Origin of the sequence: uncultured Maricaulis sp., from assembly GCF_963976135.1 — a bacterium.
Taxonomy (GTDB): domain Bacteria; phylum Pseudomonadota; class Alphaproteobacteria; order Caulobacterales; family Maricaulaceae; genus Maricaulis.
On the sequence record NZ_CAXBKN010000055.1, the window covers coordinates 1 to 20918 of the forward strand.

Consider the following 20918-nt stretch of genomic DNA (forward strand, 5'->3'; position numbering starts at 1 on the left):
CGCCCGCCCCACATCACCAGCGCCGGTGCCTGCACCCGCGCCAGATCGGCCGTCGGGTCCGGCAGGGTGAAGACCTCGAGCCGCTCGACCAGGGCCTGGCCGACGCCGGGCGTGTTCATCAGGGCGTGCACGCGGGCGGGCAGCGCCGGATCCATGCGGCTGACATCGCCGAACAGGCCCGCCGAGGCCGCGGCGACCATCGCTTCGGGCGCACTGGTGAGATAGAAGCTCACGGCCATCGGCACGGCGACGGGTTCTTCAGTGACGCCATTGATCGAATAGGCGCCCGGTGCGACCAGCACGAGGCGGGAGACGAGATCGGGACGCTCGGCGGCGAGGCGCCATGAGACGAGGCCACCGAGGGAATTACCCGCCAGGGTGACATGGTCGAGGCCGAGTTCATCGAGAAGACTGCCGAGGAAATCAACGGTCTGGGGTACAGAATAGCGTTGCTGCGGATCGGGGCCGGTCAGGCCATGGCCGGGCAGGTCCAGACGGATGACGCGGTAATCGGCGCCGAGATCTTCGGCCCAGGCGTCCCAGCTTTCCAGCGAATAGGAAAACCCGTGCACCATGACGATGACGGGCGCATCGGCCGGGCCCTCGCTGCGCACGCGCGCCATCACACCATCGACATCGACCAGGCGGTCATCGCCGGTCCAGTAGGGCGAGTCGAGCCGGGCGGCCTGATCCAGCGCCGGCTCGGCACCGGGGCGGGTCAGCATCCAGACCAGGGCCCCGGCCACAAACAGGGCGGCAAGGAGGAGAAATGCGATCACGGTGCGGGACATGGGATTTCCTCGGTTTCAAATAAAAACGGCCGACGATCCCTGATGCTCAGGAAGCGCCGGCCGGTCAAGTGCGGCGAGAGCGGGTTTGGGAGGTTCGCGCCCGCTCTCGTCGATTCGCCTAGTAGCGGTAGGCCAGCGTCGCCGTGATGGTGCGCGGATTACCGTAATAGCCCACCAGCGTACCGGACGTGCCGAGCTCTGGTGCGAAGGTGTCGTTATTGACGAAGTCATAGCCGGAAACCCGGTATTCCTCATCGGTCAGATTGCGGCCGTGCAGGCCAAGCTGCCAGGCACCATTTTCGCTGTCCCAGACCACCGAGGCGTTCCAGAGCGAGTAGGCTTCCTGATCGAGCGCCGGGAAGGGAATCTCGAACTGGCTCGAATCGCCGCGGTAGGAAACCGTGGCCTGGGCATTGAGATCACCGCCGGCAAACGGTGTCATATAGCTCAGCGTCGTGCTGAGCGTGGCTTCAGGCGTGTTCTGGATTTCCACCTGTCCGGAAATATCGACACCAAAGGCATTGATGAATTCATCGTAATTGCCGTCCAGGATGCCGAGCGACCAGGCCAGGTTCAGGCTGTCGCCGCCGGTGAAGACGTCGGAGCCGAGATCCAGCGTGCCTTCATATTCAATCCCGGTAATGGTCGCGGCGCCGGCATTGGTGGTGACGCCGGTGAAGGTGTCATTGACGCCATCATTATCGGTGTCGGTACCGACCGAGCCAGGGACCTGGATGTCGGTGTAATCCATGTGGAAGACAGCGACGGCATGGCTATAGCTGCCACCCTGGTATTTCCAGCCGAGCTCGAAGCTGTCGACGGTTTCCGGATCGAAGGACATGAATTCAAAGATGTCTTCCGAGTCTGCAACGCCATTGGTGGTCAGGCCAATACCATTGCCGTTCAGGTCCGGAGCCGCGGTCGACTGGGCGCGCGGATCGAAACCGCCGCCTTTGAAGCCCTGGCTATAGGTGAAGTAGAAATTGTTCGAACTGCTTGGCTGCCAGGCCAGCGAAACCGTCGGGCTGAAATCATCCCAGGAATTGGTGCCGAGGAAGTCGGACGTGGTCGCGATGGCAAAGCCGGCACCGCCGAAATACTCCGAGAAACCACCCAGATAGGTGCGACGCAGGACTTGCGATGTGCGTTCGTCTTCGGTGTAGCGGCCACCCAGGGTGACGCTGACCGTGTCAGTCAGGTCATAGGTGAAGTTACCGAAGATCGACCAGGTGGAGGTGTCGACATCGCCGAAGGTCTGGGCATTGAGACCGGCCAGGACATTGTCGAGCAAGACGTCGAAGACGGTCGTGGCATTGGCTTCGAGCGAGTAATAACCGATCACACCGGCGAGACGGTCGCCTTCATAGAGCAGCTGCAGCTCTTCGGAGGTTTGCTCATTGGTGTAGATCGCCGGAACGTCGAGATCGCCTTCGGGAAGGTTATCGAAATCGATCGGGGTCGTTGAATCATCCTGGCGCTGGGACAGCACATTCCGGAGGGTCCAGTTTTCATTGATATTCCACTCGGCCGTCAGAGCCAGGCCATCGCTCTCGACGCTTTGATCGACCACGTCGAGGCCGGCGCGGGTATCGAACACATCGGACAGGACCGGATAAGCGGTCGGATAGGTCGCCGGGGTCGCCAGCAGGCGGTGACCGCCACGGGCATTGGAGCTGTCCTCGACATTGTCATAGGCGAGACGGAAGAACAGATCGGCCGTTGGCTCCCATTCGGCGCTGACACGATAGCCGAGCACGTCCTTGTCGTAGTTTTCTTCGCCCGTGGTCAGATTGTCACCGAAACCGTCGCGCTGAAGATTGGCGACCGAGCCACCGACGCGGAAAGTATCACCCAGCGGCATGCTGCCGGAGACGATCTGATCAAGCTGGCCGTAGGAGCCAACATTGAGGCGCGCGGTCAGGGATGGAGCATCCGGATCCAGGCGGCGGGTGACGTATTTGATCGCGCCACCAATTGTGTTGCGGCCATAGAGCGTGCCCTGTGGGCCACGCAGCACTTCGATGCGCTCGACATCATAAATGTCCAGCACGGCAGCCTGTGGACGGTTGAGATAGACATCGTCGACATAGATGCCGACACCGGCTTCAAAGCCGGCAACCGGATCCTGCTGGCCGACGCCGCGGATGAAGGCGGAGAGCGTTGAATTGGTGCCGCGCGAGGCTTCGAGCGTCACATTCGGGGTGGTTTCCGCGATCGCCAGGATGTCGACGGCACCCATGGCTTCCAGCTGGTCACCGGAATAGGCGGTGACCGCCAGCGGCACGTCCTGCAGCGATTCCTCGCGGCGGCGGGCCGTCACGGTGATGACGTCGCTGGTCACAGCATCGCCGGCTTGTTGAGCCTGGACAGGAGCTGCGATCAACATGGTTGATGCGATTGTGCTGAGCAGAAGCGCTGCCCGCGTCATTTTCTGGGTCGGTTTCATGATGGTTTTCCCTCGGTATTATGGTGGGTGACCGCCGCCGCATGCACGCGGTTGGCGAATTGTGTGACCGCACTGGCGAACTCTTTCGGTTCTTCCAGGTGCGGAGCATGTCCCGATTTCGCAAAACTGATGGATTGCGCATCGGGCAGAGTGTCGACGAGATACCGGCTCGTCCCCGGGCCGTAGGCTTCACTGCGCTCGCCAGAGATGACGAGCGTCGGCAAGTTCATGATAGGCAGGGCTTCTCGCAGATCCTGGCTGGCCATTGAGAGCCAGAGATCGGCCATGGCGTCGCCGTCACGTAGGCTGAGACGTGCGACGATATCGGCAATCATTCCGGGTTCGCGGGCGGCCCGGCCGCGAGCGAACATGCGTGGCGCAAAGGCGGCGGCATAGGCCTGCCAGTCAGTGCGCATCGCCTCGATGGCGCGGCCGCTGCCGGCGATATCCATCCCGGTCGACATGCCAAGCGCCCAATCCTGGGTATTGAGGATGCGCGGGCTCATATCCTCGATGATCAGCCCGGCGAAACGGGCATGACCGTTGCGGGCAAACAGCTGCCACAACACGGTCGCCCCCATGGACCAGCCCAGCGCCGTGATATTGTCCAGCTCCAGCGCGTCGATCAGGGTCTGCACGTCATTGGCGAGCAGATCGATATCAAGCGGCCCCGTGCCGGCCGGCGTCGCGCCATGGGCGCGCAGGTCTGGAATGACGACCCGGAACCGGGCGGCCAGCTGGTCGGCGACGGAATCGAAGAAATCGCCCGAGGCGGCCCAGCCATGAACCAGCAACAGGACCGGTCCGGCGCCGAGATCACGATAGCGCATGACGGAGCCATCGCTCATGCGACAGGATCGCAGCGCCGTCTCCGCGCCCGGGGCGCCCTCTGATCTGATATTGAGCACTGCGCCGATCTCTCCCGGATGCATCACACGCCGCGGCTTTCGTGCCATATTGCGTTACCGGCAATTTTGTGAAAACTGAATCATATGTCAACTTCACTTTCTTCCTCCTCCCCGAAAAGCCCGAAAACCGCGCGCGGACAGCGGACACGAAATCGCCTGCTGGATGCCGCCGAGGAATCCTTCGGCGAGAACGGATTCCACTCGAGCTCGATCGGCGATATCACCCGCCGCGCCTCGGTCGCCCTGGGCACATTCTATGTTTATTTTGATTCAAAGGATGAGATATTCCGGGCACTTGTCGCACATATGGGCGAGATGACCCGGAGCTGGATCGCCGAACGCGTCAAGGGCGCAACCGACCGGCTCGATGCCGAGCACAAGGGGCTGGTGGCCTATATCGAATTTGCCCGTGCCCACCCCAATCTCTACCGCATCATCGAGGAGGCACAATTCGTCGCCCCTGATGCATACAAGGCACACTATGACAGTTTTGCCGATCGCTACCGGCGCAATCTGGAAGAGGCCGCCGAGCGCGGCGAGATCAGTGCTGGCAACCAGGAAACGCGGGCCTGGGCCCTGATCGGGATGAGCGTGTTTCTCGGCCTGCGCTTTGGCATCTGGGAGCCGGCGCGCAGCGCTGACGACATCGCCCGCGAAGCCTCAGACCTGATCTCCAGGGGGCTGACGCCATGACCGGATCCGCCGCCCATTCCGAAATTCTGGTGGCCCGGACTGACGGCGTCGTGCGGCTCACGCTCAACCGGCCCGGACGCGGCAATAGCCTGACGACCAGCCTGCTGGACAGCTTGAGCCAGACCCTGCATGCGGAGGCCGCCACGGCCCGTGCCGTCGTTCTGACCGGCACAGCTCCCTGTTTCTCGACTGGCGGCGATGTCACAGCCATCCGCGAGCACGCCAGCAGCGCTGAAAGCCTTCAAGCCTATAGCGACGCCCTGGTCGGCGGGCTCAACCGTGTTCTGCTGCAATTGCGCGCGCTGCCCTGCCCGGTTATTGCCGCCGTCAACGGACCGGTGACCGGCGGATCGCTCGGCCTCATGCTCGCCGCCGACCTGTCGCTGATGGTGCGCACGGCTTTCATCCAGCCCTATTACGCGCAAATGGGCTTTGCGCCCGATGGCGGCTGGACCGCGCTGCTACCGGATCGAATTGGCCGGGCCCGCACCGCGCGCTGGCTGGCCCTCGACCAGCGGGTCAGCGCGGATGACGCACTGGAAATGGGTCTGACCGACCAGCTCGCCGAGCCCGCGGATTTCGACCAGGCGCTGGCAGACATGCTGGCCAGGCTGGTGTCCCATGATGCCAGCGTGATTGCCACAAGCCGGCGCCTGGTCGATGCCCAGGCCGGGGCCGGCGGGCTGGCCGGCCGGCTCGACGCCGAACGCCAGGCCTTTCTGGTACAGATTGCGCGTCCGGAAACGCGCATCCGGATGGACCGCTTTCTCGCGGCATCCCGAACGCCGGCCGAGATGGAGGCCCACGCGTGAATTCCCTGCTCGACATCACCGCGCGCCGCGCCGCGATCGATCCGGATGCCATTGCCTTTCATGTCGTCCAGACCGGCGAACAGATCGATTATCGCAGGCTGGAACAGCGCAGCGCCTGCGCCGCCAGCCTGCTACAGGAGCGCGGCGTCTCGGCGGGCGATCGGGTGGCGATCCTGTGCCGAAACCGCGTCGAATTCTTCGAACTCCTCTTCGCCTGCGCCAAGCTGGGCGCCATTCTGGTTCCGCTGAACTGGCGCATGCCCGCAGGCGAGCTTGTCCTGCTGCTTGAGGATTGCACGCCCGCGCTGATGGTGACCGGCATGGAAGACCGCGAGACAGCACTCGCAGCGTCGGAGCCGATGGCAATGACGGTTCTCGACCTCGATGCCGATTACAGCCACTTGCGCGACGCCATCCTGCCGCATCCGGGCCGCGCCCGCTGGCCGAGTCAGGAATGCTGGTATCTGATCTATACCTCCGGGACGACCGGCAAGCCGAAGGGCGTGATCCAGACCTATGGCATGGCGCTGGTCAATTCGATCAATATCGGCCAGGCGATCGGTTTGCGCGGCACGGATTCCACCCTCAACTTCCTGCCGCTCTTCCATACCGCCGGCATCAATCTGCACACCCTGCCCGTCCTGTTCGGTGGCGGCACGATTCACATCCTGCCCGGTTTCGAGGCCGGTCCGATGCTCGAACTGATCAATGCGGGCGCGCTCGACGTCTTCATCGGCGTACCGGCCGTCTATCGCGAACTGACCCTGCATCCCGATTTTGCCAAGACCGATTTGACCCGGCTACGCCACTGGTCCTGTGGCGGCGCGCCCCTGCCGGACATACTGGTGGAGACCTTCGCGACGCGCGGCGCCATCGTCTGCAATGGCTTCGGCATGACCGAAACCGGTCCGACCGCCTTCCTGGTCGATGAAGCTCATGCGCTCGACAAGATCGGCTCGGTCGGCAAGACCCAGATCCTGGTCGAGGCCCGCATTGCCGGCCCCGATGGCGAAGTTCTGGTGGCCGGCGAGACCGGCGAGATCCAGTTTCATGGCCCGGGCCTGACGCCGGGCTATTGGCAACGTCCGCAGGAAACCGTCGAACTCTTCACCGCCGATGGCTGGCTCAAGAGCGGCGATCTCGGGCGCTTCGACGCGGATGGCTATTGCTTTGTCGCCGGCCGTATCAAGGAGATGTATATTTCCGGCGGCGAGAACGTCTATCCGGCCGAAGTCGAGAATGTACTGGCCGACCACCCGGCTGTGCAGGAAGCCTCGGTTGCCGGCGTGCCCGACGAAAAATGGGGTGAGGTCGGTTGCGCCCATATCATCCTGCGCCAGGGTGCAGGCCGTGATGCCGAAGCCCTGACGGGCTGGTGCCGCGAGCGCCTCGCCGCCTACAAGGTACCGCGCCATATTCTGTTCGCCCATGATTTCCCGCGCACCGCCGCCGGCAAGGTCCAGAAACATTTATTGCCGCAGCCGGGAGAGAGCGAATGAACCGGACCGCTTCGCTCGAGCGCAGCTTCTCACAGGCCGATTTCAATGCTTTCGCGCAACTCTCCGGCGACAATAATCCGATCCATGTCGATCCGGAATTCTCCGCCCAAACGCGGTTCGGCCAGACCGTCGCCCATGGCGCACTGCTATGCGCGGTGCTGCGCGGCCTGGTCGAGGACCTGGTCCCGGGCGGGCGGCAGATCCGGCAGGCGACCCAGTATCCCGCCCCCTCGCCGGTCGATCAGCCGCTGCGCTTCGATGCAGAAATGATCGCCGAAAACGGTTCGGTGACGACGATCCGGCTGAAGGTGATGCGATTGTCAGACATGGTCGTCACCTGTAGCGGCGAGACCGAGGTCGAAGCATGAACGGGGCGGCGAAATTGCCCCTGGCCACCGGCCGGTCGGCGCAGATCACACGCACATTCAGCCCGGCCGATATTATGGCCCTTCACACCGTTTCGGGTGCCCCGCTGAGCGGCGATACAGTGCCGGAAGCCTTGATCAATAGCCTCTTCTCCTGCCTGCTCGGCGTCGATCTGCCGGGCCAGGGCACGAATTATCTCAAGCAGGAGACAGAATTCCTGCAGGCCGCGCCGATCGGCGAGCCGCTGACGGCCCGCGTTGAAATCACCCGCCTGCGTCCTGAGAAACATCTGGTCGACCTTGCCACCACGTGTCATTCGCCCTGCGGCGCGCTGATCGCACGCGGCCGCGCCCTGGTGCTCGCACGTGATGTCGCCGGGGCTTTCGCCTGAGCCACAACCTGCGATTTGCATTTACCTTTCCGGTTTCATGTGGAAACTGCCGGCCATGGCAGCTCCGCGCAAATCGGTTTCACACCCCACTCCCGACCAGGACATCATCATCGTTGGCGGTGGCCATAACGGTCTCGTCTGCGCCGCCTATCTCGCCCGGGCCGGCCTGAAGGTCACAGTGCTCGAACGCCGGCATGTTCTGGGCGGCGCCGCGGTCACCGAGGAATTCCATCCGGGCTTCCGCAATTCCGTCGCCGCCTACACGGTGTCGCTGCTCAATCCGAAAGTCATCGCCGATCTCGACCTGCATCGTCACGGGTTGAGAATCATCGAGCGCAAGCTCGGCAATTTCCTGCCGCGCGAGGATGGCTATCTACTGGCAGGCGAAGGGGTGACCCAACAGCAGGTTGCCAAATACTCAGCGCGTGATGCACAGCAACTGAAAGCGTATGAAACGCGACTCGAGATTATCGCCGACACGCTGCGCGCCCTGGTGCTGCAAACCCCGCCCAATCTGCGCGAAGGCGGCTGGGCCGGTGCCATGCCGGAAGTGTTCAAGGCGCTCAATCTGAGCGGAAAGCTTGGCAGTCTCGACCTCACTGCCAAGCGGGATCTGCTTGATTTATTTTCCAAATCCGCAGGCGACTGGCTCGATGGCTGGTTCGAGAGCGAGCCGATCAAGGCACTGTTCGGCTTCGACAGCATTGTCGGCAATTATGCCAGCCCTTACACGCCCGGCAGCGCCTATGTCCTGCTCCACCACTTGTTTGGTGATGTGAACGGCAAAAAAGGCGTTTGGGGTCATGCCGTTGGCGGAATGGGGGCGATCACCCAGGCGATGGCTGCGGCCTGCCGGGAACGCGGCGTCGAGCTGCGAACCGACGCGCCCGTGAAGGAAATCCTCACCGACGGCCACACCGCACAGGGCGTGCTTCTGGAGTCCGGCGAAGTGCTCTATTCCCGCGCGATCGTGTCCAATCTCAACCCGAAACTCCTTTTCGGTTCGATGATTGATCCCACTGTTTTACCGGCAGATTTCAACGAACGCATCGCCCATTACAAATGCGGCTCCGGCACATTCCGGATGAATCTCGCCCTGTCGGAACTGCCCAGTTTCACCTGCCTGCCAGGCCCCGGCGACCACTTGTCCGCGGGCATTATCATGGCCCCCTCACTCGACTATATGGACCGCGCCTGGAGCGATGCCCGCCGCCATGGCTGGTCGCGCGAACCGGTCATTGAAATGCTCATCCCCTCCACCCAGGATGACAGCCTCGCCCCGCCGGGCCAGCATGTCGCGAGCCTGTTCTGCCAGCACGTTGCGCCGGTCCTGCCGGGCGGTCGCAGCTGGGATGATCACCGCGAGGAAGTCGCTGACCTGATGATCGAAACGGTCGATAAATGGGCGCCGGGCTTCAAGAAATCAGTACTCGGCCGCCAGGCCCTCTCGCCGCTCGACCTCGAACGGGTCTTCGGCCTCACCGGCGGTGATATCTTCCACGGCGCGCTCAGCCTGGACCAGCTGTTCTCGGCACGCCCGGTGCTGGGCCACGCCGATCATCGCAGCCCGGTCGCCGGGCTCTATCAATGCGGATCGGGAACGCATCCGGGCGGCGGGGTGACCGGCGCGCCCGGACATAATGCGGCGCGTGAAATCCTGAAGGATTTCAAACGGGGCTGAGCAGCCGTCAGGCCTTGCCCGTCTTCTCGCGTTCAATCGCTTCCAGGATCAATTCGCGCGCCCGTGCGGCATCGCCCCAGCCCTCGACCTTGACCCATTTATGGGGCTCGAGATCCTTGTAGTGCTCGAAGAAGTGCGTAATGCGCATGATCAGCGGCTTCTGCACGTCGGAATAGTCAAGGATATCATCGTAGAACGGCGTCAGCTTGTGATGCGGTGCACACAGGATCTTCTCGTCCATGCCGCTTTCGTCTTCCATCAGCAGCACGCCGATCGGACGGGCGCGAACGACGCAACCGGGCATCAGCGTCGTCTGACCGAGCACCATGACGTCGATCGGATCACCATCTTCCGACAGGGTGTGCGGCATAAAGCCGTAATTGCACGGATAGCTCATCGGCGTGTGCAGGAAACGATCGACGAAGACGGTGCCCGCCTCCTTGTCCATCTCGTATTTGACGGGCTGGCCGCCAACGGGGACTTCGATGATGACATTGATGTCTTCAGGCGGGTTCACACCCGCGGCAATTTTGTCGATCCGCATAGTCGTGCTCCTGGCGCGAGGATTTTGCGACCTCTTACGCTGATAAGGCCCGCGATCCAATCCCGTGCTGCACTGCAACACGGGCCTTGGGCATCAGGCGACGCTCGAAGCCGGCAGACCGGGTTCGGCCACCGTCTCGCGCCGCACGGCTTCCTCGCCGCGAATATGGACAAAATGACCGCGCTCAACATCCCAGTCCGCGAGCAGGCGCTGTGCCCGCGCCGAACCGGTCTGCTGCGCGTGTTGCTCGATCAATTCTCGGCACCGGACTTCTGATTCTGGCGTCAGGGCAAAGGCCACAACCGTATCGGTATTGAGCCGCGCATCGAGGCGGCGCTCCGGATCATGGACGAAGACATCGCCGCCCGTCATCCCGGCAGCGAAATTATCGCCGACCGGGCCGATGATGACGGCGGTGCCGCCCGTCATGTATTCACAGCCATTGGCGCCGCAGCCCTCAATCACGGTCACCGCCCCGGAATTGCGGACCGCAAAGCGCTGCCCGGCCAGACCGGCCGCGAACAGGCGCCCCGATGTCGCGCCGTAAAGACAGGTATTGCCAATGATGGCACTGCCCGTCGTCTGCTCGCGCGAACCGCCGAATGGCCGTACCAGTATGGTCGCGCCGGACAGGCCCTTGCCGACATAATCATTGGCATCGCCATCAAGCTCGATCCGCAGGCCGGCGGTCGCGAATGCCCCCAGCGACTGACCGGCGGAACCGCGCAGTTTCAGCGTCAGATAATCATCGGCCAGACCGGCACCGCCAAACACGCGAATGATTTCCGACGAGGTTCGCGTCCCGACAGCGCGGTCGGTATTCTTGACCGCATAATCGAGCTGCATCTTCTCGGCACGGGCGAAGACCGGCGCGGCATCCTTGATGATCTGCTCATCCAGGCTTGGCGCGACCGGATTGCGTTGCTCACGGGTCGAACGGGCCGGCCGTTCTGCCGCATCGGCGCGCGCCATGATGGCGCTGAGGTCGAGATCATCGAGCGCTTCGGAACCGCGCGAGACCTGGTCGAGCAGATCGGTACGGCCGATCACATCCTCCAGATCCTTTGCGCCGAGACCGGCGAGGATTTCGCGCACATCCTGGGCCAGGAAGGTCATCAGATTGACGACATAGTCCGGCGCGCCGCCGAAGCGCAGGCGCAGATCGTCATCCTGGGTGCAAATACCCACCGGGCAGGTGTTGGAATGGCATTGGCGCACCATCAGGCAACCGAGCGCCAGCAAGGATGCGGTACCGATGCCGAATTCCTCGGCGCCGAGCATCGCCGCGATGACGATATCGCGGCCGGACCGCATGCCGCCATCGGCGCGCAGCGTAATGCGTTCACGCAAGCCGTTCAGCGACAGCATCTGGTGTGCCTCGGCAAGGCCGAGTTCGAGCGGTCCGCCGGCAAATTTGATCGAGCTCAACGAGGCCGCACCGGTGCCGCCGACACTGCCGGAGATATTGATGATGTCGGCATTGGCCTTGGCAACGCCGGCCGCGACCGCACCCACCCCGGCAGAGGCGACCAGCTTGACGCCGACCCGGGCGCGCGGATTGATCTGTTTGAGATCATAGATCAGCTGCGCCAGATCCTCGATCGAATAGATATCATGATGCGGCGGCGGCGAGATCAGCGAGACACCCGGCGTGGCCAGACGCATCCTGGCGATGAAGTCAGTGACTTTGAAGCCGGGCAATTGCCCGCCCTCGCCCGGCTTGGCGCCCTGGGCCACCTTGATCTCGATCTCGCGGCACTGGTTGAGATATTCCGCCGTGACACCAAAGCGCCCGGAGGCGATCTGCTTGACGGCCGAATTCATATTGTCGCCATTGGGCAAGGGTTGGTAGCGACGCGGATCCTCGCCGCCCTCACCGGACACCGATTTGGCCCCGATCCGGTTCATCGCGACATTGAGTGCGCCATGGGCTTCCGGCGAGAGGGCACCGAGCGACATGCCCGGTGTGACGAAACGGCGGCGGATACCATTGATCGACTCGACACTGTCGACCGGGAGTTTTGGTCCGAGCGGGCGCATGTCGAGCAGGTCGCGCAACTGGATCGCGCCTTGCGCGTCGAGCGCTTCGCGGTAGCGTTTCCAGGCTGCGGCATCATTGTGTTTGACGGCCGATTGCAGCTCGGTGATCGAACTTGCCGTCACCGCGTGGCGATCACCGCTGGAACGTTGACGGAAGAAGCCCCCGATCGGCAGACGGGCTTCGCCGCGCCAGGCGGTGCGGTGCAGGTCGACGGTGCGCGCTTCCAGACCCGGCAGGCCCAGACCGGATATCCGGCTCACCACGCCCGGCAGATAGGCTTCGACCAGCGCACGCGACAGGCCGAGCACTTCGAAATTGCAGCCACCACGGTAGGAGGAAATGATCGAGATCCCCATTTTGGAGATGATTTTCAACAGGCCGCCATCGAGCGCCAGCTTGAGCCGTTTGGCGCGGATGCGGGCGGCACCGTCTCCGCCGGAACTGTCCTGGCCCGCCGTCACGGTTTCGAAGGCGAGATAGGGATTGACCGTTGTCGCCCCGAGACCAATCAGCACGGCGGCATAGTGCGGATCGAAACACTCAGCCGAACGGACATTGATTGAACAGGCATTGCGCAAACCGTGGCGGGTCAGGCGCGAATGGACGGCGCCGGCGACCAGGATCATGGGCAAGGCACAATGATTCTCGTCCGACTTGTGATCCGTCAGCACGAGGTGTGCTGCGCCATCGCGCACGGCATAGACCGCGGCCTCGATCACCTTGTCGATCGCGGCGCCGAGCGCATGGCCATCGCCTGTCGCCTCGGCAACTGGCAGCAGACAATCAATCTCCTTCACGCCCCCGCCCATCATTTCGCGCCAGCGCCAATAGGCGCCATTGGTCAGGATCGGGCTTTCAAGCACCAGGACATTGGCCCGGGTCTCTCCCTTGGCGAGGATATTGCCGAGATTGCGAAACCGCGTCTTGAGCCCCATCACCCGGCCTTCACGCAAAGGGTCGATTGGCGGATTGGTCACTTGCGCGAAGGTCTGCCGGAAGAAGTGCGACAGCGGGCGGTAGGTTTCCGACAGCACGGCGAGCGGCGTGTCATCGCCCATCGAGCCGACCGCTTCCTTGCCGTCCTCGGCCATGGCCGCGAGGACGAGTTCGATCGCCTCGAAACTGAAACCGGCCGCGGCCTGGCGGCGCAAGCGTTCATCAGCATTGAACTTGACCGGTTCCGGCCCCAGCCCAATCGCGGGTTCGATATCCTCGACCTCGCCGAGCCAGCGTTGATAGGGATGGGTCTCACTGAGCGTGTCGAGGATTTCGTGCTCTCGGTAAAAGCGGCCCTCCTCGAGATCAAGCGCGATCAGGCGGCCGGGCGTGATGCCGCCGCGTTCAATGACGCGCTCCGGAGCGATCGGCGCCATACCGGTTTCCGAACCGGCGACGAGCAGCCCGTCATCGGTGATGGCATAACGCATCGGCCGCAGGCCGTTGCGGTCGAGACCGGCGATTGCCCAACGCCCGTCAAAGGCCGCGATCGCAGCCGGACCGTCCCAGGGCTCCATCACCGAATTGAAATACTCATACATCGCGCTCCAGCCATCGGGCATGACGTCGGAACGTTTGGACCAGGCCTCCGGGATGAGCAGCGTCTTGGTCATCGGCGCATTGCGTCCGGCGCGGACCAGGATTTCAAACACCTGGTCGAGCGCCGCCGAGTCCGAGGCGCCCGGCTGGATCACCGGCGTCACATCCTGGCGCGCGTCCTCGAACGCGGTATCAGCGATGTGAATTTCGTGGCTTTTCATCCAGTTGGTATTGCCGCGGATCGTATTGATCTCGCCATTATGCGCCAGCATGCGGAAGGGCTGGGCCAGACGCCATTCGGGGAATGTATTGGTCGAATAGCGCTGGTGGAAAATCGCAAAGGGCGACACGAAGCGCTCATCCTTCAGATCGAGATAGAAGGCGTCGATATCCTCGGCGCGGAACAGGCCCTTATAGATGATGTCGTGCGGCGAAAGTGAGCAGACATAAAGCTCGCGCAGATTCTCTTCGCGGGCGCGGCGCTCGATGCGCCGCCGGATGATGTAGAGTGTATGCGCGACGCTGGCCGCATCGCGGCCTTGAGGATCGCGAAACAGGACTTGTTCAATCTCGGGCAGGGTCGAGCGGGCCTTGGTGCCGAGCACGGCGGTATTGGTCGGGGTCTGGCGCCAGCCGTAAAAGCTGAAACCCTGGCCGAGAATCTCGGCCTCGATGATGGCGCGGGCGCGCTCGCGGGCCGCAAAATCGGTGCGCGGCAGGAAGATCATCCCGACGATGACATCGCCGCGTTGCGGCTCATGACCGGTGCGCGCGACGGCAGCCTTGAAAAAGTCCTGTGGCACGCCGAGGCGCAAGCCGGCACCGTCGCCCGTGCGGCCATCGGCATCGACCGCGCCGCGATGCCAGACGGATTTCAGGGCGTGTATGGCCAGTTCGACAATCTCGCGCCTTGGCTGGCCTTTCATGTCGGCGATCAGGCCGACGCCGCAGGCATCGCGTTCGTCTTCCGGACGGTAGAGGCCCGACGCTTCGAGAAGTTCCAGCCCCTTGCGGTGCCGGGCTTCAGACCAGTTTGAATGTGTCATTCGGCGGCTCCGAGCACGGCAAGGCGATTGTCGAGATAGTTTTCAATCGAGCGAGCCGCATCGAGCCCGTCGCGGATGGCCCAGACGACCAGTGAGGCGCCGCGCTGGATATCGCCGGCCACGAAAACCCCGTTCAGACTGGTCATACTGGAATCGGAATCGGACTCGACCGTGCCCCAGCGGGTCAGATTCAAATCGGGCGCCTCGAAAGACTGGCTCAGATTCTCGGGCTGAAAGCCCAGCGCCGAGATCACCATATTTGCAGGCAGATCGACGGTCTTGCCGAGATCAGCCTCCGGCATGCGGCGTCCGGAGGCATCGGGGGCACCCAGCCGCATCCGCTGGACGCGGACGCCGGTCACATCCGTGCCCTGGCTCAGGACCGCAAGCGGCGCCGAGAGCCATTCAAACACCACGCCCTCTTCCTCGGCATGGCGCACTTCGCGGGCCGAGCCGGGCATATTGGCGCGGTCGCGGCGATAGAGACAGGTGACCGAGCGCGCCTTCTGGCGGATTGCGGTGCGGACGCAATCCATCGCCGTATCACCGCCGCCAATCACGATGACATCCTTGCCCTCGGCCGACAGCCGCTCATTGGCCGCAGCCGGATCACCCAGTCCGTCACGATTGGAGCGGATCAGATAGTCGAGTGCCTGCACAACCTCATCACCCGCACCGGGGCAGACCAGCTGGCGGGCGGCGTAGACGCCGGTCGCGATCAGGACGGCATCGTGTTGCGAACGCAATAGGTCGAGCGAGGCGTCACGCCCGATCTCGAAATTCAGCTTGAATACCACACCGCCCGCAGCAAGCCGGTCGAGCCGGCGCTGAACCACATGCTTGTCGAGCTTGAAGCCGGGAATGCCATACATCAGCAGACCGCCGGCGCGATCGGCGCGCTCATAGACCGTGACCTCGCAGCCCGCCTCGCGCAGCCGTTCAGCGGCAGCCAGCCCGGCGGGGCCGGAACCGATGACGCCGACACTCTGGCCGCGCGGCGCGCCCGGCACGACCGGGGTGACCCAGCCCTCATCCCAGGCTGTATCAGTGATGAATTGTTCGACAGCACCGATCGTCACCGCGCCATGGCCGGACTTCTCGACGACGCAGCTGCCTTCACACAATCGGTCCTGGGGACAGATACGGCCGCAGATTTCCGGCATGGTCGACGTCGCGGCAGACGCTTCATAGGCCTCCTGCATCCGGCCGGTACCGGCCAGCATCAGCCAGTCGGGAATATTGTTCTGCAGGGGGCATCCGGTCTGGCAGAAAGGCACGCCACATTGCGAGCAGCGTGAGGCCTGCTCCGCCACTCTGGCGATCTCGACAGGTTGGTAGATCTCAAGAAAATCCGTGCGTCGCTCAGCTTCCGCACGCTTTCCCGGATAGGCCTGTTCGATGTCGACAAATCGCAGCAATGGATGACCTCACAGCTTCATGGTTATTCCGCAGTGCAGCACACTCTCGATCGTCACTCAAGAGCCCGGCCGCGACCAGATTGGGTAAATTTTTCCACTTGATTGGATGATTATAGCATTTTGAGATTATGATAGCAAAAACATGGATGGTTATTGGGATGATTTGCCACGATTTCAGGTTCAGGATTTTTGCTGCATCGCAATAGAAATGACGCCGCGAAGTGGGGCCCGGAGCTGCCGCTCAACGACAGCGCCTGCGGGGGCATGAGGGGCGGGTCCGGTCGAGGTGACAGGCCGCCGCCGGCGGGTTAGCGTCTCGTCAAACCGGATCAGCGGAGTGGGTTCCATCATGACAAGTTTGCGCAAACTGGCAGCCAGCCTGGCGATTTTGATCACTGCAGCGGGCGCACCGGCCCTGTCCCAGGAACAGCCGGCCAGCTATTCGGAATCGATCGCCGGCCTGACGCAGGCCGCCGGCCTGTTCACCCTCCATGTCGATGATCGTGACGGCCGGATCCTCGCCGAACTGGAGCCAACGGAAGACGGCTCGCTGGGCCGCATGATCTACACCGCCTGGCTCGCCTCGGGTCTCGGCTCCAACCCGGTCGGGCTGGATCGCGGACTCGGCACGCAATCGGAAATCCTGCGCTTCTTCCGGGTCAATGACCGGGTCTTCGCCGAGTTCGAGAATAATCGCTATCGCGCGATCGGCGCCGAGGCCGACGAGCGCCAGGCGACGGAACAATCCTTCGCCCGCTCCATTGTCTGGAGCGGTGAGATCGTCGCCGAACAGGATGGCCGCGTGCTGGTCGATCTGGCCGGCTTTCTCACGCGTGATCCGGTCGGGACCATCGCCCAGCTCGCCGCCGCAGAACAGGGCAGTTTCTCGATTGATGCGGATCGCAGCGCGGCATTGACCGATAGCGTTCGCGCCTTCCCGCTGAATGTCGAAATCGATGCCCTTCTGACCCTGACATCGAGCGATCCGGGCTCTGAAGTCCGTGCCGTAACGCCAGCCGCCGACTCGGTGACACTGACCGTGCACCACTCCTTCGCAGCCCTGCCCGAGCCCGGTTATGAAATCCGTGAGGCCGATGACCGGTCCGGCGCGATCACAACCGAGATCTATGACATGGCCGCACCACTCGATGCGCCCGTGCGCCGATATCTCGCCGTGCGCCACCGGCTGGAACGGGTTGATCCGGCAGCGGCTTCCGGTCCTGTCGTCGAACCGATCATCTATTATGTCGAACGCGGCACGCCGCCATTGATCCGCGACGCCTTGATCGATGGGGCGAACTGGTGGTCCGACGCCTTTGCCGCCGCCGGGTTCGAGGACGCATTCCGGGTTGAGCTTCTGCCCGAGGGCGCTGATCCGCTCGACCTGCGCTACAACATCATCCAGTGGGTCCATCGCCAGACGCGGGGCTGGTCCTATGGCGGTGCCGTAACCGATCCGCGCACCGGCGAGATCCTCAAGGGCCATGTCATTCTGGGCAGCCAGCGCATCCGCCAGGACCGGATCATCTTTGAAGGCCTATTGGGCACGGACCAGACCGGCAGCGGCAGTGCCAGCGACCCGCTCGAGCTCGCCCTGGCCCGCATCCGCCAGCTCTCCGCCCATGAGGTCGGGCATACGATCGGCCTGATGCATAATTTCGCCGCCAGCGCCAATGACCGCGCCTCGGTGATGGATTATCCAGTGCCGCTCGTCTCGCTCGATGCCGATGGCAATATCGATGTCAGCGACGCGTATTCGGTGGGCATCGCCGCCTGGGACCGGGCCGCGATCAGCTGGCTCTACGGACAATATGCCGACCCGGCTGACGAGGCCGCAGGGCAGGAGGCGATCCTGGCCGCCGCGCGGGCTGACGGCCTGCTCTTCATCAGCGACCGTCATGCGCGCGGCAATAATTCCGGCCACCCGCTGGCCAATCTCTGGGATAATGGCAGCGACCCGATCCAGACCCTTGATGACATCATGGCCGTCCGGGACACAGCACTGGCCAATTTCGGGGCGCAAGCCCTGGCCCCCGGCCTGCCTGCGAGCGAATTGCGCGCCGTCTTCTCACCGATCTATCTCTTTCACCGTTACCAGGTGGAAGCAGCCGCCAAGACTCTGGGCGGGGTGTATTTCGAATACAGCCTCAATGGTTCCGGGGTTGAAGGCCTCAGCCCCGCACCGGCCGCGGACCAGCGCCGGGCCCTGATCGCCCTGACCGCCACGCTCGCGCCGGCGGCGCTGGACATCAACGACACCACCCTGTCTCAGCTGACCCCGTCGCCCTATGTGGACTACGACGCGGCAGCGACGCGTGAAATCTTCGCGTCCTCGCAATACCCGGCCTTCAGCCGTAGCGATGCGGCAGCGGCAGCCGCCCGCATCACGCTCCAGGCCATGCTTTCGCCGGCCCGTCTGGCGCGGATCGGCGAGCAGAGCGCCCGCGACCCGGATCAGCTTTCGCCGACCGAAATGCTCGAGACGATGGAACGCGCCATCTTCACCGCCCCGCGCGATGAAGCCGCTCGCCTCGCCCCGCTCCGCAGCGCCGTCCAGGGTGAATATGTTGCGCAATTGCTGGCTGTGACCGCAAGCGGGCCTCGCTCCGCATCGAACCAGGCGAGAGCCCGGCTTGAAGCGCTGGCTGCCGCCTTGCCCAGCGGCCGGGCAAACGCGGCCGGTCCCCGTGAGGACCGGCTTGGCCTGGCGCGGCAAATCGAGGCCGGGCTCGCCCGCATCGATCGCGGTGAAGAGGTGGGCGGTTTCGAGACCGAAATCCCGCCCGGCAGCCCGATCGGGGCCGCGACGTGCTGGCATTGCGACAGCGCCCAAATCCTCGGCCTGGGACGGTGAAACGGTTCGTCGTTACGGTTCTGGGGGCCGGACTGGCCGCCCTCAGCGCCTGCCAGCCATCGCCGCGCCATACGGTGACCGGCATTGACTGGACGATGCAGGAGAGCGGCGTACAGAGCAGCTTGCGCGGGCTCGCTGTGGTCGATTCGGAGATTGCCTGGATCGGCGCTCCCGACGGGGTGGTCTTGCGCACTGTGGACGGCGGCACGAACTGGAGCCGGAGCCGCATCGAGGCTGCTGCCGGGCTGGATTTGCGCTCAGCCCATGGCTTCAACGCCAACCACGCCCTCTTCTTTACGGCCGGCAGTCCGGCGCGCCTGTTCGAGACGCGCGATGGCGGCACCTCCTTCACCCTGCTTTATGAAGATGCCTCCGATACCGCCTTCTTCGACGGCCTGGCCTTCTGGGACGAGATGCGGGGTCTTGCCTTCTCCGATCCGGTCGAGGGCGTTTTTCACATCCTGCTGACTGACGATGGCGGCCAGAGCTGGAGCGAAGCGGAAAACCTGCCCGCACCGCTCGAGGGTGAAGCCGGATTTGCGGCCTCCGATACCGGCATTGCGCTGGGCGAAGCAGGTCGCGTCTGGATTGGGACGGGCGGCGGGGCGCGGGCCCGTATCCTGTCGAGCCGGGATTTCGGTGCCAGCTGGGGCGCGGTCAACGCTCCCCTCGCCAGCGGGCAAGCCGGTGCCGGAATCTTCTCGATCGCTGCGACCGGAAACACGCTCGTCGCGGTCGGCGGCGATTATACCCGTCCCGATGCACGGGAGGGCGTCGCCGCCTATTCACTCGATGGCGGCCATGTCTGGTTCGAGCCGGAAATCCCCCCAACAGGCTACCGGTCGGCGGTGGCGTCCATCCCGGGGCTTGGTGGGCATTTTCTGGCCGTGGGACCCAATGGGAGCGATCTGAGCCGCGATGGCGGGCGTGTCTGGGAAGGAATTTCCGAGGCCGGCTATAATGCCATCGCCTTCGCACCGGGCAGCCTGGCAGGCTGGGCCGTCGGGACTGACGGCAGGATCGCAAGGCTGACAGTGCGCCAGGGTAGCGAATGAAGACAGGACGACCCGATGGGGAGGCAACGGGCCGTCCTGCCGCCTTCAGCTAGCCGCCGAAGGATTGGGAGATGGTGAAGACGAAGCTGTCATCGCCACCATCGGACAGGGAGTGATAACGCACATCCCAGCCAAGCGTCTGCAACACCGTGCCCGAGACGCCGATCTGGTAATCCTCGTAGTCGGCAGCGGGAAGGTCGTCGAATGTGCTGGCCGCGATGCGGGCATCAATGGCGACACCGGCCGGAAATTCATAGGCGAGACCGGTTTCGAGATAGGTTGCCGAACCGCTCTCGAGATAGAAATCCGGCGACCAGGAGAGTTTCGCATCCCAGGCCAGTGGGCCGAGCGCGTGACCGACACCGGCATAGATTTCCCAGAAATTCTGGTCACCTCCGGCACTGGGACTATCGGGATAGCCGTAGAAGATGCCGCCGATATCGAGATCCCAGCTGCCGAGCGTCGTGGCATAGCCGCCATAGAGGTCGAGTTCCATGGTGGTGTCGTCGCCGAAATCGACGCTTGAGCCCCAGACACCGGCATATAGCCCGCTGTCGTCAGCGACATCGAAACCGCCGGAAATGGCCGGACCGCCATCGGTCTGGGTGACGCCGCGGAAGATATAATCGGATGTCAGGGCAATATTGCCCTCAACCGTTTGCGCCGAGGCTGTGGCTGCGACCGTCGTGCCCAACAGGGCCGCGAGGGCCAGGCTGGCGAATTTTGCATTGGCTGTTTTCATGACAATTACTCCTCAAAGGTTTTCTGTGCTGGATCGCGGCCGCCTTTGATGCGGCCGGGATCTGGGTGCTTCCGGTGCGCGCAAAGCGATCGGAG

At 63.6% G+C, this 20918-nt stretch carries 15 protein-coding genes; 8 read left to right on the forward strand and 7 right to left on the reverse strand.

The window, feature by feature from the left end:
- The 3 genes from AAC023_RS08815 to AAC023_RS08825 all read right to left on the reverse strand — a co-directional run.
- Positions 1-791: alpha/beta fold hydrolase (locus AAC023_RS08815; RefSeq protein ID WP_339740259.1), on the reverse strand; the 791-nt coding region annotated here is incomplete at its 3' end.
- Between the two features lie 118 nt (positions 792-909).
- Positions 910-3237, reverse strand: coding sequence for a TonB-dependent receptor (locus tag AAC023_RS08820; protein ID WP_339740261.1), 2328 nt, complete (start codon positions 3235-3237; stop codon positions 910-912).
- The gene (locus tag AAC023_RS08825; protein ID WP_339740263.1) at positions 3234-4085 is read right to left on the reverse strand and encodes an alpha/beta hydrolase; all 852 of its coding nucleotides are present in this window, start codon (positions 4083-4085) and stop codon (positions 3234-3236) included. Before AAC023_RS08825 ends, AAC023_RS08820 begins: the two co-directional genes overlap by 4 nt.
- A gap of 144 nt (positions 4086-4229) precedes the next feature.
- Here AAC023_RS08825 and AAC023_RS08830 point away from each other — a divergent pair, with 144 nt between their 5' ends.
- The 6 genes from AAC023_RS08830 (at position 4230) to AAC023_RS08855 (ending at position 9587) form a co-directional block, all read left to right on the forward strand.
- Complete coding sequence (locus AAC023_RS08830; protein WP_339740265.1) at positions 4230-4838, forward strand: TetR/AcrR family transcriptional regulator; 609 nt, start codon at positions 4230-4232, stop codon at positions 4836-4838.
- Entirely contained in the window at positions 4835-5650 is an 816-nt protein-coding gene (locus AAC023_RS08835; protein WP_339740267.1) for an enoyl-CoA hydratase/isomerase family protein, read from the forward strand. Before AAC023_RS08830 ends, AAC023_RS08835 begins: the two co-directional genes overlap by 4 nt.
- Positions 5647-7149, forward strand: a complete 1503-nt coding sequence (locus AAC023_RS08840; RefSeq protein ID WP_339740269.1) for an AMP-binding protein — start codon at positions 5647-5649, stop codon at positions 7147-7149. The genes AAC023_RS08835 and AAC023_RS08840 overlap by 4 nt, the downstream gene beginning before the upstream one ends.
- Positions 7146-7517 (forward strand): MaoC/PaaZ C-terminal domain-containing protein, encoded by a 372-nt coding sequence (locus AAC023_RS08845; RefSeq protein WP_339740271.1) that lies wholly within the window; start codon positions 7146-7148, stop codon positions 7515-7517. Before AAC023_RS08840 ends, AAC023_RS08845 begins: the two co-directional genes overlap by 4 nt.
- 74 nt (positions 7518-7591) lie before the next feature.
- Positions 7592-7906 carry a phosphate acetyltransferase gene (locus AAC023_RS08850; protein ID WP_339740273.1) on the forward strand — a complete coding sequence of 105 codons (315 nt, stop codon included), beginning with the start codon at positions 7592-7594 and terminating at the stop codon, positions 7904-7906.
- 37 nt (positions 7907-7943) lie between these two features.
- Entirely contained in the window at positions 7944-9587 is a 1644-nt protein-coding gene (locus tag AAC023_RS08855) for an NAD(P)/FAD-dependent oxidoreductase (RefSeq protein WP_339740275.1), read from the forward strand.
- A gap of 7 nt (positions 9588-9594) precedes the next feature.
- On the opposite strand, the gene ppa is transcribed toward AAC023_RS08855, so the two are convergent.
- The 3 genes from ppa to AAC023_RS08870 form a co-directional block, all read right to left on the reverse strand.
- The gene (ppa, locus tag AAC023_RS08860) at positions 9595-10131 is read right to left on the reverse strand and encodes an inorganic diphosphatase (protein ID WP_339740277.1); all 537 of its coding nucleotides are present in this window, start codon (positions 10129-10131) and stop codon (positions 9595-9597) included.
- 93 nt (positions 10132-10224) lie between these two features.
- Positions 10225-14754 (reverse strand): glutamate synthase large subunit, encoded by a 4530-nt coding sequence (gene gltB / locus AAC023_RS08865; protein WP_339740279.1) that lies wholly within the window; start codon positions 14752-14754, stop codon positions 10225-10227.
- Positions 14751-16172 (reverse strand): NAD(P)-dependent oxidoreductase, encoded by a 1422-nt coding sequence (locus AAC023_RS08870; RefSeq protein ID WP_339740281.1) that lies wholly within the window; start codon positions 16170-16172, stop codon positions 14751-14753. Before AAC023_RS08870 ends, gltB begins: the two co-directional genes overlap by 4 nt.
- A 349-nt stretch (positions 16173-16521) precedes the next feature.
- On the opposite strand from AAC023_RS08870, the gene AAC023_RS08875 reads away from it, so the two are divergent.
- Positions 16522-19026, forward strand: coding sequence for a zinc-dependent metalloprotease (locus AAC023_RS08875; RefSeq protein WP_339740283.1), 2505 nt, complete (start codon positions 16522-16524; stop codon positions 19024-19026).
- Positions 19023-20081 carry a hypothetical protein gene (locus tag AAC023_RS08880; RefSeq protein ID WP_339740285.1) on the forward strand — a complete coding sequence of 353 codons (1059 nt, stop codon included), beginning with the start codon at positions 19023-19025 and terminating at the stop codon, positions 20079-20081. Before AAC023_RS08875 ends, AAC023_RS08880 begins: the two co-directional genes overlap by 4 nt.
- Positions 20082-20130: 49 nt before the next feature.
- Here AAC023_RS08880 and AAC023_RS08885 read toward each other — a convergent pair whose 3' ends face one another.
- Entirely contained in the window at positions 20131-20823 is a 693-nt protein-coding gene (locus AAC023_RS08885; RefSeq protein WP_339740287.1) for a TorF family putative porin, read from the reverse strand.
- Positions 20824-20918 lie beyond the last annotated feature (95 nt).

Coding starts and splice junctions, on each gene's coding strand:
- AAC023_RS08820 (WP_339740261.1), bottom strand. CDS start 3,237: ATGAAACCGACCCAGAAAATGACGCGGGCAGCGCTTCTGCTCAGCACA.
- AAC023_RS08825 (WP_339740263.1), bottom strand. CDS start 4,085: ATGAGCGATGGCTCCGTCATGCGCTATCGTGATCTCGGCGCCGGACCG.
- AAC023_RS08830 (WP_339740265.1), top strand. CDS start 4,230: ATGTCAACTTCACTTTCTTCCTCCTCCCCGAAAAGCCCGAAAACCGCG.
- AAC023_RS08835 (WP_339740267.1), top strand. CDS start 4,835: ATGACCGGATCCGCCGCCCATTCCGAAATTCTGGTGGCCCGGACTGAC.
- AAC023_RS08845 (WP_339740271.1), top strand. CDS start 7,146: ATGAACCGGACCGCTTCGCTCGAGCGCAGCTTCTCACAGGCCGATTTC.
- AAC023_RS08850 (WP_339740273.1), top strand. CDS start 7,592: ATGGCCCTTCACACCGTTTCGGGTGCCCCGCTGAGCGGCGATACAGTG.
- AAC023_RS08855 (WP_339740275.1), top strand. CDS start 7,944: ATGTGGAAACTGCCGGCCATGGCAGCTCCGCGCAAATCGGTTTCACAC.
- ppa (WP_339740277.1), bottom strand. CDS start 10,131: ATGCGGATCGACAAAATTGCCGCGGGTGTGAACCCGCCTGAAGACATC.
- gltB (WP_339740279.1), bottom strand. CDS start 14,754: ATGACACATTCAAACTGGTCTGAAGCCCGGCACCGCAAGGGGCTGGAA.
- AAC023_RS08875 (WP_339740283.1), top strand. CDS start 16,522: ATGACAAGTTTGCGCAAACTGGCAGCCAGCCTGGCGATTTTGATCACT.
- AAC023_RS08885 (WP_339740287.1), bottom strand. CDS start 20,823: ATGAAAACAGCCAATGCAAAATTCGCCAGCCTGGCCCTCGCGGCCCTG.